The sequence below is a fragment of the Paraburkholderia sp. RL18-085-BIA-A genome, assembly GCF_046027075.1.
Lineage (GTDB): Bacteria > Pseudomonadota > Gammaproteobacteria > Burkholderiales > Burkholderiaceae > Paraburkholderia.
Genome location: NZ_JARESU010000037.1, coordinates 47,758 through 61,137 on the forward strand (window position 1 = coordinate 47,758; position 13,380 = coordinate 61,137).

10 protein-coding genes are annotated in these 13,380 nt (G+C 66.4%); 5 read left to right on the forward strand and 5 right to left on the reverse strand.

Annotated features, from left to right (window positions below; genetic code table 11):
• The first annotated feature begins 434 nt into the window (after positions 1 to 434).
• Positions 435 to 1,544 (forward strand): OpgC domain-containing protein, encoded by a 1,110-nt coding sequence (locus P0D89_RS24175; protein WP_408361965.1) that lies wholly within the window; start codon positions 435 to 437, stop codon positions 1,542 to 1,544.
• A 156-nt stretch (positions 1,545 to 1,700) separates the two neighbouring features.
• Complete coding sequence (locus tag P0D89_RS24180) at positions 1,701 to 2,573, forward strand: alpha/beta hydrolase (protein WP_408361966.1); 873 nt, start codon at positions 1,701 to 1,703, stop codon at positions 2,571 to 2,573.
• A gap of 82 nt (positions 2,574 to 2,655) precedes the next feature.
• Here the strand turns inward: P0D89_RS24180 and P0D89_RS24185 are convergent, their stop codons facing one another.
• The gene (locus P0D89_RS24185) at positions 2,656 to 3,738 is read right to left on the reverse strand and encodes an AI-2E family transporter (RefSeq protein WP_408361967.1); all 1,083 of its coding nucleotides are present in this window, start codon (positions 3,736 to 3,738) and stop codon (positions 2,656 to 2,658) included.
• Between the two features lie 344 nt (positions 3,739 to 4,082).
• Between P0D89_RS24185 and P0D89_RS24190 the strand changes: the two genes are divergently transcribed.
• The 3 genes from P0D89_RS24190 (at position 4,083) to P0D89_RS24200 (ending at position 7,480) form a co-directional block, all read left to right on the forward strand.
• The gene (locus P0D89_RS24190; RefSeq protein ID WP_408361992.1) at positions 4,083 to 4,370 is read left to right on the forward strand and encodes a DUF3331 domain-containing protein; all 288 of its coding nucleotides are present in this window, start codon (positions 4,083 to 4,085) and stop codon (positions 4,368 to 4,370) included.
• 375 nt (positions 4,371 to 4,745) lie between these two features.
• Positions 4,746 to 7,319 carry an adenosylcobalamin-dependent ribonucleoside-diphosphate reductase gene (locus P0D89_RS24195; protein WP_408361968.1) on the forward strand — a complete coding sequence of 858 codons (2,574 nt, stop codon included), beginning with the start codon at positions 4,746 to 4,748 and terminating at the stop codon, positions 7,317 to 7,319.
• On the forward strand, positions 7,310 to 7,480 hold the full coding sequence (locus P0D89_RS24200; protein ID WP_408361969.1) for a hypothetical protein: 171 nt from the start codon (positions 7,310 to 7,312) through the stop codon (positions 7,478 to 7,480). Before P0D89_RS24195 ends, P0D89_RS24200 begins: the two co-directional genes overlap by 10 nt.
• On the opposite strand, the gene P0D89_RS24205 is transcribed toward P0D89_RS24200, so the two are convergent.
• The 4 genes from P0D89_RS24205 to P0D89_RS24220 all read right to left on the reverse strand — a co-directional run bounded on the left by P0D89_RS24205 (position 7,462) and on the right by P0D89_RS24220 (position 13,369).
• Complete coding sequence (locus P0D89_RS24205; RefSeq protein WP_408361970.1) at positions 7,462 to 8,412, reverse strand: dimethyl sulfoxide reductase anchor subunit family protein; 951 nt, start codon at positions 8,410 to 8,412, stop codon at positions 7,462 to 7,464. The two genes, P0D89_RS24200 and P0D89_RS24205, sit on opposite strands and share 19 nt — an antisense overlap.
• 22 nt (positions 8,413 to 8,434) lie before the next feature.
• Positions 8,435 to 9,178, reverse strand: coding sequence for a 4Fe-4S dicluster domain-containing protein (locus P0D89_RS24210; protein ID WP_408361971.1), 744 nt, complete (start codon positions 9,176 to 9,178; stop codon positions 8,435 to 8,437).
• A 90-nt stretch (positions 9,179 to 9,268) separates the two neighbouring features.
• Complete coding sequence (locus P0D89_RS24215; RefSeq protein ID WP_408361972.1) at positions 9,269 to 12,190, reverse strand: molybdopterin-dependent oxidoreductase; 2,922 nt, start codon at positions 12,188 to 12,190, stop codon at positions 9,269 to 9,271.
• 180 nt (positions 12,191 to 12,370) lie between these two features.
• Positions 12,371 to 13,369 carry an Ldh family oxidoreductase gene (locus P0D89_RS24220; protein WP_408361973.1) on the reverse strand — a complete coding sequence of 333 codons (999 nt, stop codon included), beginning with the start codon at positions 13,367 to 13,369 and terminating at the stop codon, positions 12,371 to 12,373.
• Positions 13,370 to 13,380 lie beyond the last annotated feature (11 nt).

Consider the following 13,380-nt stretch of genomic DNA (forward strand, 5'->3'; position numbering starts at 1 on the left):
CCTCACACGCCGTTCGCTGGCCGTCCATTGGGGGACGTGTCCATCTTTTAAAACGTTGCGAAATCTCCACTTCGCACGACTACCTCTTTTTTCCGGACGCGCCTTCAGGTAAGCGGCATCGCCGGTCGAGCCTCGAATCAGGCGACGCGTCGCCGCGTGGGCGCCCTGCACGGTCCGCCGCCGCTTTGTCACAGAAAGAAATATAATCGGGGGCTTTTGCGGCGGCGCAGCGGAACTCCCGTGCCTTCGCAAAGGTCCTCTTACTGCCCCCTGACACCGTGCCTCGCGAGGCAGGTCGAACGTGGCGCATCGGCCCGATGGCCGAATGGGTCGTGAACCCGCCGCAGCACCCCAATCCTATTTCAAAAGCCTTGTGAGGCGCCTGCCGCGCTGCATCAGCGCGCCGTCGCACGGGGCTGCTTTTGGCGCAAACAATGCAACAATCGTCTTCCCGTCTGATCGAGCTGGACTTTTTCCGCGGACTGGTCCTGCTGATCATCGTCGTCGACCACATCGGCGGCAGCATTCTGTCGCGCGTCACACTGCACGCGTACGCGTTGTGCGATGCCGCCGAAGTCTTCGTGTTCCTCGGCGGCTTCGCCACCGCGACGGCCTACGCGGCGCTCGCCGAGCGGCGCAACGAGACGATCGCGCGCAGCCGCTTCCTGCGGCGCTCGCTGGAAATCTATCGCGCGTTCCTCGTCACGGCCGGGCTGATGCTGCTGGTCAGCGCGGTGCTGAGCGCGTTCAGCATCGACGGCCCGAATCTCGCGACCACCGATCTCGACGATCTGATGACCACACCGGTCGCCGCGTTGCGCGACATCCTGCTGCTGCGCCGCCAACCCTATCTGGCCTCCGTGCTGCCGATGTACGCATTCTTCGCGCTGCTGGTGCCGATGATCCTCCCGCTCGCGCGCAGCAAGCCATGGCTGCTGCTGGCCGGCAGCGTCGCGCTGTGGGCCGGCGCGCCGATCATCGACGCCTACCTGCCCGCCGCGCCCGACATGCACTGGGACTTCAATCCGTTCGCGTGGCAGTTGATGTTCGTGCTCGGCGTGCTCGCGCGCTGCCAGCCGGTCTATCAGCGCGTCAGCGCGCACCGGCTCGGCTGGACCGTGAGCGTGCTGGCGTTCGCGGTGGTGGTCGCGGCGGCTTATTTCAAGCTCGTTATCGAACATGGGCCGCTTGCCAGCAGCATGAAGCAGAATCTGTCCTATCTGCGGGCGGTCAACTTCCTCTCCATCGCGTGGCTGGTCGCGAATCTGATCGAGCTCGGCTGGGCGAAGAAGCTCGCGCAATGGCTGCCGTGGGTCGGAGTGATCGGGCGTAAAGGATTGCTGTGCTTCATCGCCGGCGCCGTGATCTCGCTGGTGGTCGACTCCGTGCTGTACGCAGCCACCGATGGTTACCTGAACTACCCGCTCGGACTGCTTGCCGACGCGATCGCGGTCGGCGCCCTGCTGGTCGTCGCGCTAGGCGCGGAGCCGCTCAAGCGCGTCGTCGGGCGCGTCGTCGGCGCGCGGCTTGGGACGTCGCCCTGAGCGGCGCCGCCTGGTGAGCGGCACACGCTGAGCGCCAAGCGCAGCTCATACGCGTCGGCAGGCCCCATCCGCGCCAGCCAATTCGTCTCAAATTCGACACCGATGCTGATAGCATGACTGCCGCGCGCAAGCTCCGCGTCACCCTCTTACCGTGACATGCGTCCATTCCTACACTCCTTATTCGTCCTGCTAGCCGTCGCCGCCAGCGCGCCGGCGTTCGCCAGCACCGTCATCAGCCGCAGCTTCCATTCCGAGGCGCTCGGGCGTGACTGGAACTACACGATCTATCTGCCGACCGGTTACCGTCAGGACGGCGCGCGCATTCCGGTGCTCTATCTCCTGCACGGCAACAACGGCGACGCCAACGACTGGCTCACCCAAGGCCACCTGCAAAGCGCCGCCGACGCGCTGATCGAGCGCAAGGACATCCCGCCCGTGGTGATCGTGATGCCGCAAGGCGGCACGGACTGGTACGTCGACCGCAAGGAGAAGATAGAGACCGCGTTCTTCAACGATCTGCTGCCCGAGATCGAGGCGCACTACGCGGTGTCGACGCAGCGTGGCGGAAGGATGATCGGCGGTGTGTCGATGGGCGGCTTCGGCGCGCTGCGCTACTCGCTGACGCAACCGGAGCTCTTCTGCGGCGCGCTGCTGCTGAGCCCGGCGATCTACCCGAACGAGCCGCCGCGCGCCTCGGCCGCGCGCCACGTCGGCGTGTTCGGCGAGCGGCAGTTCGATCCGCGCATCTGGCACGATCTGAACTATCCGGCGCAGTGGGACCGCTACATGAGCCGGCCGTACCGCCTGCCGATGTTCATCGCCGCGGGCGACGACGACCTCGCGATCCAGGCCGACGCGTCCACGCTGTACACGCATCTTCGGCTAGCGGGCAACCCGGCGGCGCTGCGCATCATCGACGGCGGCCATACCTGGGATGTCTGGAGCGCGCTGCTGCCCGCCGCATTGAAATACACGCTGGGCTGCGTGAAGCCGCCGGCGCTGGAGCATCCGTCGAATCAGCGGCCGTGAGCGGGCGGATTCGCGGCATACGCAGCCGGCCGTCGTAATGCGCGCAAAGCGCGCGTGAAATCCGCTTGAAAAAACCGCCCGCCTAACGCACGAGATCGGTCCACAACACCATCAGCACCGTCATCAGCGCCGGGCCGACGAAGATGCCGAGCAGCCCGAACGTCTCCGCCCCGCCGAGAATGCCGAACAGCACGAGCAGGAACGGCAGCCGCGTCGAGTTGCCGATCAGCACCGGCCGCACGAAGTGCTCGGCGACGAACACCACCACCGAGCCGAACACAACCAGCCCGACGGCCGCCGCAAGCGAGCCTTGCGCGAGCAGCCATAACGCGGCCAGACCGAACGTGATCGGCGCGCAGAACGGCAGCATTGCGGCAATCGCGGTGATGAAGCCGAGCAGCGCGACATGCGGCAAGCCGGTCACGAAGTAGGCAACGCCCAGCAGCGCACCCTCGCCGAGCCCGACCACCACCAGCCCCGACACCGTGCCGCGCACCGCCGCGGCCATCCGTTGAATAAGGTCGGCGCCGTCGTCGCCGAAACCGCGCCGCACGCCTTTGATCAGCGAGCCGGACAGACGCGGCCCCGCCTGGAAGATCACGAACAGCGTGACCAGCATGAACACGAACACCATCACGGCATGCAGCGCGCGCGCCCCGAAGCGGCGGCCGAGCATCATCGCCGTGGTGCTGTGCAGGCCCTTCATCGCCGCCGAATCGCGCAGCGGCTGGGCGAGGTTGGCCTGCCACCACGCTGAAATCTGCTCCACGCCGAACGGCAGACGCTCGATGAAGTCCGGCATCGCGATACCGGTTTCCCGCACACCCTTGAACCATTCGTTCAGGTCGTGGGCCTCGCGCAGCGCCTGGGCGATGCCGATGCCGACCGGCAGCACCACCAATAGCGCAATCGCGAGCGTGAGCAGCGCGGCGATCAGCGTCGTGCGGCCGGTGAACCAGTGGTTGCCCTCGACCTTGCGCAACAGCGGCCATAGCGCGATCGCGACCACGCCGGCCCACGCGACCGGCGCGAGGAAATCGCGCACGACCCACAGCGCGAGCAGCACCAGGCCGATGTACAGCACGAGCGAGGCCGCCCGCTGTTTTTTCCGGCGATCGGGGGTGCCGGGCCGTTCGGCGGGGTTCTCGGGTGGGCGTGAAATCATGTGAGCTCTAGTCTTTTTGGAGAGGTGCGCGCGAGCCGACCGGAAGATTGCAAACCCGCTACACTTGCGCGCACGGTCGGTTCATCGACAGTCACATCTTAAAGGAAGCGCCGCCCCGCCTTTGCAGACGGCGCTTTCGTCGCGCTGCGGACAACACAGCGTTGCAAAAATGCGCACTATTAAAAATTTACATAATAACAGCCGGTAACGCCCGTCATTTCGGTCGATCGTGAATGTCAAGCGGCATTGTTTCTATTTGCAGAACAGTGTTTCAACCGCTGCACAATAGCTATCCGGCGCTCGCAGGACTACATTCGGCTCTCAACAAAACGGAGCCGATGATGATGACCTTAGAGTCCATCCCCCTTGACGGTACCAATGGCGTACGCATCGAAATCCTCGAGCGCTCCGACACGACGCTGGTGATCCGCTGGGTCGAGCCGGGGCGCTGTCATTACGGCGAGCAGCGCTGGCGGCGCAGGTCGGCGCATACGTCGGGCACCTGCGCGGTGTCGCGCCGCAAGATCCGCCGCGGCGACGCGGTGTTCAAGCCGGCGGAACGGCCGGCGCCGTCGAATGCCTCCGCGATGATCTGCGCTGAAATTCTGGAGCCGCTGGCGGAAGCCGCCTGACGCTTCTTTCCGGCGTGCCTGCCGCTCTGGCCACGCGTCGGCCATACGCCGGCCACGTTTTGAAACCGCTTTGTCCTGATTTGTTGATCTCGCGTTGATTTTTTCGCCCTGACCATTGGTTGGCGTTTTTGCCGGCGGCGCGCGTCGCATGCCGCGCCCACCTGCCCGGCAAGCCGGTCCCCGCACGAAACGCACCCAGCCAACCAGGCCGCGTGGCGCGTCGGGTCCAACACCCTCCGATTGCGGCCCTCCGCCACGTGCGCTAAGGTGGACCTCATTGCGTAAAGCCAGCCGCCCGCTCCCCGCGCGACGGCATGGCGACCCGCATTTCCATCACCGCGCCGCGTCCGTTGCGGCGCCGTTTAAGGGCCCACCATGGCAGAAGACACGGCGCACCCCCGCGCGGCATCGGCGCCTCCCACTTCCCCTGCTCTTCCCGTCGCACCCCAGCAATTTTCCGTCGACGTCCTGCTCGAAAAATACGCGAAGGGCGCCGAGCAATCGGCTGACGACGTGTTCAAGCGCGTCGCGCGCGGCGTCGCCGAGGCGGAGCCGCCCGAGCTGCGCGAATCGGTGGAAGCGCTCTTCGTCGACAATCTGCGGCACGGCGCGCTCGGCGCCGGCCGCATCATGAGCGCGGCGGGCACCGGCATCGCCGCCACGCTGATCAACTGCTTCGTGCAGCCGGTCGGCGACGCGATCCAGGGCGTCGACGAACAAGGCCTGCCCGGCATCTACGTCGCGCTGCTGCAGGCGGCCGAAACCATGCGCCGCGGCGGCGGCGTCGGCTACAACTTCTCCGCGATCCGGCCCAAGGGCGCGCGCGTGCACACCACCAGTTCGTCGGCGTCCGGGCCGTGCAGCTATATGGACGTGTTCGACGCCTCGTGCCGCACCGTCGAAAGCGCCGGCTCGCGGCGCGGCGCGCAGATGGCCGTGCTCGATTGCAACCATCCCGACCTGCTCGAATTCATCGAGGCCAAGCATTCGAAGGGCCGCTGGAACAACTTCAACGTATCGGTCGGCGTCACCGATGAATTCATGCGCGCGGTCGAACAGGATCAGCCCTGGCAACTGGTGCATCGCGCCGAGCCATCGCCGGCGCTGCGCTCGGCCGGCGACGTGCGGCAACGCGAGGACGGCCTGTGGGTGTACAGCGAGCGCCCCGCCCGCGAGATCTGGGATCGCATCATGCGCTCCACGTACGACGTCGCGGAACCGGGCATCGTGTTCATCTCGCGGATGAACGAGGACAACAATCTGCGCGCCGTCGAGACCATTCGCGCCACCAACCCGTGCGGCGAGCAACCGCTGCCGGCGTATGGCTGCTGCAATCTCGGGCCGTTGAACCTGACGCGCTTCGTGGTCGATCCCTTCGCGCAGATGCAAGGCCGCCAGCCCTCGTTCGACTGGGACGGCCTCGCGCAGCGCACCCGCACCCAGGTGCGCTTTCTCGACAACGTGCTCGACGTGACGCTGTGGCCGCTGCCGCAGCAATACGAGGAGTCGCGCGCGAAGCGGCGCATCGGCGTGGGCTTCACCGGACTGGGCGACACGCTCGTGATGCTCGGCTTGCGCTACGACTCGCAGGAAGGCCGCTTTTTCGCCGTGCGTATTGCGCAGTTGATGCGCGACGAGGCGTATCGCGCGTCTGTGGAGCTGGCGAAAGAGCGCGGCGCGTTTGCGCTGTTCGACGCCGAGCGCTATCTGGAGGCCGGCACTTTCGCGTCGCGCCTGCCCGAGGACATCAAGCAGGCGATCCGCCGTGACGGCATCCGCAACAGCCATCTGCTGTCGATCGCGCCGACCGGCACCGTGAGCCTCGCGTTCGCGGACAACGCGTCGAACGGCATCGAGCCGCCCTTCTCGTGGACCTACACGCGCATGAAGGTGATGGCCGACGGCGGGCGCGAATCGTTCGATGTCGAGGACTACGCGTACCGGCTCTATCGCGAGCTCGGCGGCGATGTCGGCAATCTGCCGGACTATTTCGTCAGCGCGCTGCAGATGTCGGCGCGCGATCACCTCGACATGATGGCCGCCGTGCAGCCTTACGTGGACACGTCGATTTCGAAGACGGTGAACGTGCCCGCGGACTATCCGTTCGAAGCGTTCGAGAGCCTCTATTTCGACGCATGGAAAAGCGGCCTCAAGGGCCTCGCGACGTACCGGCCGAACGAGACGCTCGGCGCGGTGCTCAGCGTGAGTCCGCCCCAAGCGGATGACACGCTCGCGGACGGCGATCTCGATCCGCTGCGTATCGCGATCGACCATCGGCCCAAAGGCGAATTGCCGGCGATCATCGAGAAGGTCGAGTATCTGACGCAGGCCGGCAAGAAGTCGCTTTACGTGGCAGTGTCGTTCATCGAAGTGACTGGGCGTCTGGGCGGCGAAGACGTGACCATCGAGCGGCCTATCGAGTTCTTCATTCCCACCGGCCAGCGCGACGAATCGCAGCAATGGATCACGGCGACGATGCGCTCGCTGTCGCTCGCCGCGCGCGGCGGGTTTGTCGCGCGCAATTTGCAGGACATGCGCAAGGTCTCGTGGGATCGAGGTCAGGTCCGGCTCGGCGACGTGCAACGTCTGGACGGGCATCGCGCGCCGCGCTGGCACGATTCGGAAGTGGCCGCGCTCGCGTTTGCGATCCAGCAGATTCTGCATCGGCGCGGCTTTCTCGACGCCGAAGGCAATCAGGTGGCCTCGCGCATGCTGGCGCGTTTGCCGCGCGGGCAGATGAAGGCGGAGACGGCTTTGTCGGCGGATTTCGGCATCCGTGCGCATCCCGTTGACGTCGATGCCGACGCCGCGTTGACGCAGTCCGGCGGCGCGCACGGACTGTTCACGATGCTTGGGCGAAAGTGCGGGTCGTGCGGTGCAAATGCGGTGATTCGCAAGGATGGGTGTGACTTCTGCACGGCGTGCGGCGAAGTCGGCGCATGCGGATAAAACTACCGACCTACGAACTCGGCGAACGCGCCGCGCGCGCGGTCCTCAACTGGCTGGCCAACGGCGAACCGCCGCCGCACGAGCGCCTGCCGATCGAGCTGATCGTGCGCGGCACGACCGCGCAGCCACGCGAGGCCGCGCTTCAGCCGACTCTCGCGTAATAGAGATTCTGCGGGTGCTTCGCTTCGGCGAAGAAAAACCATCGTTCCGCGACGAGCCCCGCGTACTGCACGAGACAGGCCGCGGCCAGCAGGCCGAGCGAGACGCCGATCGAATGCAGGTTCGCGCCGAGCGCCATCAACACGACCGGCGCGACGAACGCGGCCGCGAGAAAGCCCCATTTGATGCCACGCAGCGTCCCCGCCGATTGGCCATGAAAGAACTCGCGCAGATTGAACGCGCCGGCGGTGAAGCCGCGCGACACCTGCACGAGCTTCGGATTGTGGATGCCGGTCGCGCTCTGCACCGTCGACTTCGGCCGCAGGCGCGCATTGCGCACCAGCGACGCCGAGCGGCTCGCGCAGCCCGCGAGCGTCAGCGCGCACGCGCAGATCGCGAGCCCCGCGGTCAACGTGGGCGCGCACCACGCGCTCAGCGCCGTGACCAGCGTGAAGCCCGACGCGCAGCCCAGCAGCACGAAGTTGACCAGCGTGAGCGGCGTTGCCCATTCCTGCAGGAAGCGCAGGCACGCGTAGATCATCGCGGTGCAGACGAACAGCGTCGCGCTCGCCAGCACGCCGAGCCAGCCAATCGCGAGCGACCACGGCGAACCGAACCAGTGCGCGACGCCGTAGCAAAACGCGCAGGCGAGAAACGCAGGCAGGCACAGACATTCGCGCGACAGCCATGAGGTTCGCCACATCGCTATCGCCCGCCAGGCGCGCTCGGGATGACCGAGATGGAAGAACGACGCGAGCAGTCCGAGTCCGCCCAACAGCACCGACACCGCCGCGCCGATGATGTAGAAGGCAGCCACGGGCGGCGCGAGCAAACCCAGTTGCGCCGCGCTCTCCACGCCGACGAGCGCGATCAGCAGGCCTTGGGCCGTGCCGCTTAAAGTAGTGAGGAACACTACGGAGAATGCCGGATTCATCTTGAAGTCCTGTGGGGTTCTGCTAGATGCGCGTCGCCATCGACGCGAGATGGAGGTTTCCGCGCTCGAGTTGCGCGTCGAGCGAAGCCGGTGCGTCGACCGAGTCGGCCGTTTTGCACGCGCACGCGTCGCCACCGCAGCCCGATGCCACGGTGGGCACGCGCGGCAAATAATGATTCGCGGGCCGGGTGTTCCACTCGGGCATCAATTGATAACCGCCCCGCTCCTCGATCGCTTTCGACACCACCGACTGCGGGTCGTGAATATCGCCGAACAGCCGCGCCGAGGTCGGGCACGCCAGCACACAGGCCGGCTGCCGGTCGCGCTCGGAGAGATTTTCATCGTGGATCCGATCGACGCACAGCGTGCACTTGGTCATCTCCTTGCGCTCCTCGTCGAGCTCGCGCGCGCCGTACGGACACGCCCACGCGCAATACTTGCAGCCGATGCAGCGGTCGAAATCGACCAGCACCAGCCCGTCCTCCTTGCGCTTGTAGCTCGCGCCGGTCGGACAGACCGGCACGCACGGCGGGTCCTCGCAGTGCAGACACGATTTCGGAAAATGGATCGTCTCGGCATTCGGGAAACTGCCGGCTTCGAAAGTCTGCACGCGATTGAAGAACGTGCCGGACGGGTCCGCATCGTACGGGTTCAGGTCGGCGAGACTGCCCGATTCGCCCGACGTGTTCCACTCCTTGCAACTCGTCACGCATGCCTGGCACCCCACGCACACGTTCAGATCGATCACCAACGCCATCTGGGTCATCAAAAGCTCCTTGCCGCTGTCTGCACCGACAGCGCTTGCGCCGCGATCGCGGCCACCATCCCTGCGAGCATCGCCGCCACCGTTGCCTCGCTATTTGCGCCGGTTCGCGCCGCGCAACCGCGCCGCGAATTCGCCGCGTCCCGCGAAGTAGGTCTGCACGATCCGCGAGACCACGCCGGTCGATCCCGGCAGCGCGGTCATCGCGGCGAATTGCGGTAGCGTGTGCCGCGCGTCCGCCTCCGCCGGATAGATGCGCACGCGCACGTCGTACCACGCGGCCTGGCCCGTCACCGGGTCGGAATTCGACATACGCGAGGCCGCCTCCTCGCGCCCGGGCAGTTCGTCGGTAATCAGGTGATTGAGCAGGAAACCGCGTTGCGATTCATTCGCGCCCGGGCCGAGATTCCACGCACCCGCCGCCTTGCCGATCGCGTTCCACGTCCACACCGTGCCCGGCTCGACGGTCTCGCTGAAGCGCGCCATGCAGCGCACGCGGCCCCATTGCGATTCGGCGTAAATCCAGCCGCCGTCGGCGATGCCGTGTTCGGCGGCCATCAGCGGATTCATGTACAGATAGTTCTCGCCGTGAATCTGCCGCAGCCATGCGTTCTGCGAGTCCCACGAGTGGTACATCGCCATCGGCCGCTGCGTCACCGCGGCGAGCGGGAAGCGCGCGAGGTCCGTGGCCGCGCTTTCGAGCGGCGGGTACCAGAACGGCAGCGGGTCGAAATACTTTTCCACGCGCTCGCGCAAATGGTCCGGCGGCTGCCTGCCGCTCGTACGCCCTTGCGCGGCGAGCCTGAACTTCTGCATCACGTCCGAGTAAAGCTGGATCAGGATCGGCTCGCTGAATTTGCGAAAACCCTTGCTGACGGCCCAGTCGAGGTACGGTCCGTTGCAGTTGCGCATGTACTGGAACGTTTCGGGCAACCGGTAATGGAACACGCAATTGTTCTTCGCGTACTGCTCCCATTGCCGCGGATTCGGCTCGCCCACCAGCGCCTTGTCGCCGTCCTCGCCGCGCCAGCCCATCAGAAAGCCCACGCCGGAGTCCGGCGCGGTCGTGTGATTGACGATGAAGTCGGGATAGTCGCGAAAACGCCGCGCGCCGTCGGCCGTGGTGAACGCGGGAAACTTCAGGCGCGACGCGAGTTCGATCAGCACTTCCTGGAAGGGCTTGCACTCGCCCGTTGGCGGCACGACCGGCACACGCACCGAATCCACCGGCCCGTCGAATTCGGAGATCGGCCGGTCGAGCATCGACATCGCATCGTGCCGTTCGAGGTAGGTCGTGTCCGGCAGGATCAGATCGGCGAACGCGGTCATCTCCGACTGGAACGCGTCGCACACCACCAGAAACGGGATCTTGTAGTCGCCGTTCGCGTGCTTGTCGACCAGCATCTCGCGCACTTTCATCGTATTCATCGACGAATTCCACGCCATGTTGGCCATGAAAATCATCAGCGTGTCGATCGGATACGGATCGCCGCGCCACGCGTTGGTGATCACGCTGTGCATCAGGCCGTGCACGGCGAGCGGGTATTCCCACGAAAACGCCTTGTCGATACGCACCGGGCCGCCATGTTCGTCGATGAACAGGTCCTCGGGCGCGGCGGGCCAGCCGAGCGGGCCGCTGGCGAGCGGCGTGTTCGGCTTGACGGCGTCGGGACTGTTCGGCGGTTTGGCCGACGGCGGCACCGCGCGCGGATACGGCGACTTGTGGCGAAAGCCGCCAGGCCGGTCGATCGTGCCGAGCAACGACATCAGCACGGCGAGCGCGCGGATCGACTGGAAGCCGTTGGAGTGCGCCGCGAGTCCGCGCATCGCGTGAAAAGCGACCGGGTTGCCGGTGACCGTTTCGTGCGTCTCGCCCCACGCGTCGGTCCAGCGGATCGGCAGCGTGATGCGGTGCTCGCGGCTCGTCTGGATCATTTCGCCGGCGAGGCGGCGAATCGTGTCCGCCGCGATGCCGGTGATGGCAGCGGCCCACTCGGGCGTGCAGTCGGCCACGCGCTCGCGCAGCAACGCGAACGACGGCGTGACGGGCGTGCCGTCGTCGAGCGTATAGCGGCCGTCGAGGGCGGGCGTCACGCCGCTCGCGTGATGCGGCACCGCGCGCCCGGCCTGCGCATCCCACCACAGATGATTCTGCGGAAACAGCGGATTGCCGACCGGCCGCTGCGGATCGCGCACGAAGAGGCCGAAGTTTTCACTGGCCTCGTCGAGGTCGACGAGTTCAGCCGCGTTCGTATAGCGGCGCACGAACTCGTGATCCCACGCGTCGGCGGCAATCAGTTCATGCAGGAACGCCATGAACAGCGCGCCGTCGGTGCCGGGTTTGATCGGCACCCACTCGTCGGCGATCGCCGCGTAGCCGGTGCGGATCGGATTGATCGCGATGAAGCGGCCGCCCGCGCGCTTGAACTTCGAAATCGCGATCTTCAGCGGATTCGAATGATGGTCCTCCGCCGTGCCGATCATGAAGAACAGTTTGGCGCTGTCCAGATCCGGTCCGCCGAATTCCCAGAACGAGCCGCCTATCGTGTAGATCATGCCGGCCGCCATGTTGGCCGAGCAGAAGCCGCCGTGCGCGGCGTAGTTGGGCGTGCCGAACTGCTTCGCGAAGAGGCCGGTCAGCGCCTGCATCTGGTCGCGGCCGGTGAAGAGCGCGAATTTTTTCGGATCGGAGGCGCGGATTGCGCCGAGGCGCTTTTCGAGCACATCGAACGCGACTTCCCACGACACCGGCTCGAACTGTGCGCTGCCCCGCTCCGTGCCGGCCTTGCGCATCAGCGGCTGGGTCAGGCGCGCGGGGGAGTACTGCTTCATGATGCCCGAGGCGCCCTTCGCGCAGATCACACCCTGGTTCAGCGGATGCTCCGGGTTGCCGTCGATGTAGCGCACCTCGCCGTCACGCAGATGCACGCGAATGCCGCAGCGGCACGCGCACATGTAGCAGGTGGTGGTTTTGATGTCGAGCCGTTCGTTCTGCGTGCGGGCGTGGTGTTCCATCGGGAATCTCCGTCGCTGCTGTGAGGATGTCGAAGCGGGATGCTGTGTCGACCATCCTATGCGCACTGGCGTCAGAAGAAAAATCGCGATTCGCGAGAGAAACTATCGGCGGTGCCGATAGTTTCTACGTGGCTTTCAGTTGGACTCTTTTTCGACCAGCGGTTTTCGAGCCGCGCGCCTTCAATCGCGTCCCGACAGTTGCGCGATCAGCGCGTCCGGAATCTCGACGCCCTCTTGCTGCGCCGTCCGCGCGAGGCTTTCGCGTCGATAGCCCGGCAGGCGCACGTCGTCGTCCTCAAGCATCATCTCGATCAACGCTTCCACGCGCGACAGATAGGCATCGTCGCCGGCGAGCGCGGCCGGATCGATCGCCCAGAACAGATGGCCGATGCGCGAGCGCTCGCCCTCCTCGGTCAGGAACGAGCCCGCTTCGTAGCCGAAGTTCGCGCCGGTCAGCGCCGCGGCCAGCAACTCGACGATCAGCGCGAGCATCGCCCCCTTCGCGCCGCCGAACGGCAGCATCATGCCGTCGAGCGCCGCGCGGGCATCGGTGGTCGGCTGGCCGTCGCGGGTGGTCGCCCAGCCTTCGGGGATCGGCTTGCCGTCACGCGCGGCCAGCGCAATCTTGCCGCGCGCGATCTGCGACAGCGCGAGGTCGATCACGAGCGGCTCGCCGTTGCGCCGCGGGAACACGGCGGCGATCGGGTTGGTGCCGAACAGCGCGCGCCGGCCGCCCCACGCCGGCATCGCCGCCGGCGAATTGCTGAACGCGAGCGCGACCATGCGGGCCGCGCCGAGCGCGGCCAGATGCGCCGCGCCCACGCCGAAGTGATGGCTACGCTTCACGCCCGCCACCGCGCTGCCGAATTGCCGCGCCCGTTCGATCAACGTCGACACCGCGAGATCGCAGGCCGGATACGCGAGGCCGTCCGCGGCGTCGATCAACACCGTCGCGCCGCGGTCCGCCACGACGACGGCTTGCGCGGCGGGATCGACGCGGCGATTGCGCAACTGCGCGCAATACATCGGCAGGCGCGACACGCCGTGGGACGACAAACCGCGCAGGTCGGCATAGACGAGCGCCCGCGCCGTCGATTCGGCGGTCGCCGGCAACGCGCCCGCGTGGCGCAGTGAGCCGGCGGCAAGCAGGGTGAGCGCGTCGGGAAGCAGTCGGGCCATCGATCATTCCT

Bases quoted from the DNA above. Each gene is read 5' to 3' on its own strand.
- P0D89_RS24185 (WP_408361967.1), bottom strand. From the start codon at position 3,738: ATGATTTCACGCCCACCCGAGAACCCCGCCGAACGGCCCGGCACCCCC.
- P0D89_RS24175 (WP_408361965.1), top strand. From the start codon at position 435: ATGCAACAATCGTCTTCCCGTCTGATCGAGCTGGACTTTTTCCGCGGA.
- P0D89_RS24180 (WP_408361966.1), top strand. From the start codon at position 1,701: ATGCGTCCATTCCTACACTCCTTATTCGTCCTGCTAGCCGTCGCCGCC.
- P0D89_RS24220 (WP_408361973.1), bottom strand. From the start codon at position 13,369: ATGGCCCGACTGCTTCCCGACGCGCTCACCCTGCTTGCCGCCGGCTCA.
- P0D89_RS24205 (WP_408361970.1), bottom strand. From the start codon at position 8,412: ATGAATCCGGCATTCTCCGTAGTGTTCCTCACTACTTTAAGCGGCACG.
- P0D89_RS24190 (WP_408361992.1), top strand. From the start codon at position 4,083: ATGACCTTAGAGTCCATCCCCCTTGACGGTACCAATGGCGTACGCATC.
- P0D89_RS24210 (WP_408361971.1), bottom strand. From the start codon at position 9,178: ATGACCCAGATGGCGTTGGTGATCGATCTGAACGTGTGCGTGGGGTGC.
- P0D89_RS24200 (WP_408361969.1), top strand. From the start codon at position 7,310: ATGCGGATAAAACTACCGACCTACGAACTCGGCGAACGCGCCGCGCGC.
- P0D89_RS24195 (WP_408361968.1), top strand. From the start codon at position 4,746: ATGGCAGAAGACACGGCGCACCCCCGCGCGGCATCGGCGCCTCCCACT.
- P0D89_RS24215 (WP_408361972.1), bottom strand. From the start codon at position 12,190: ATGGAACACCACGCCCGCACGCAGAACGAACGGCTCGACATCAAAACC.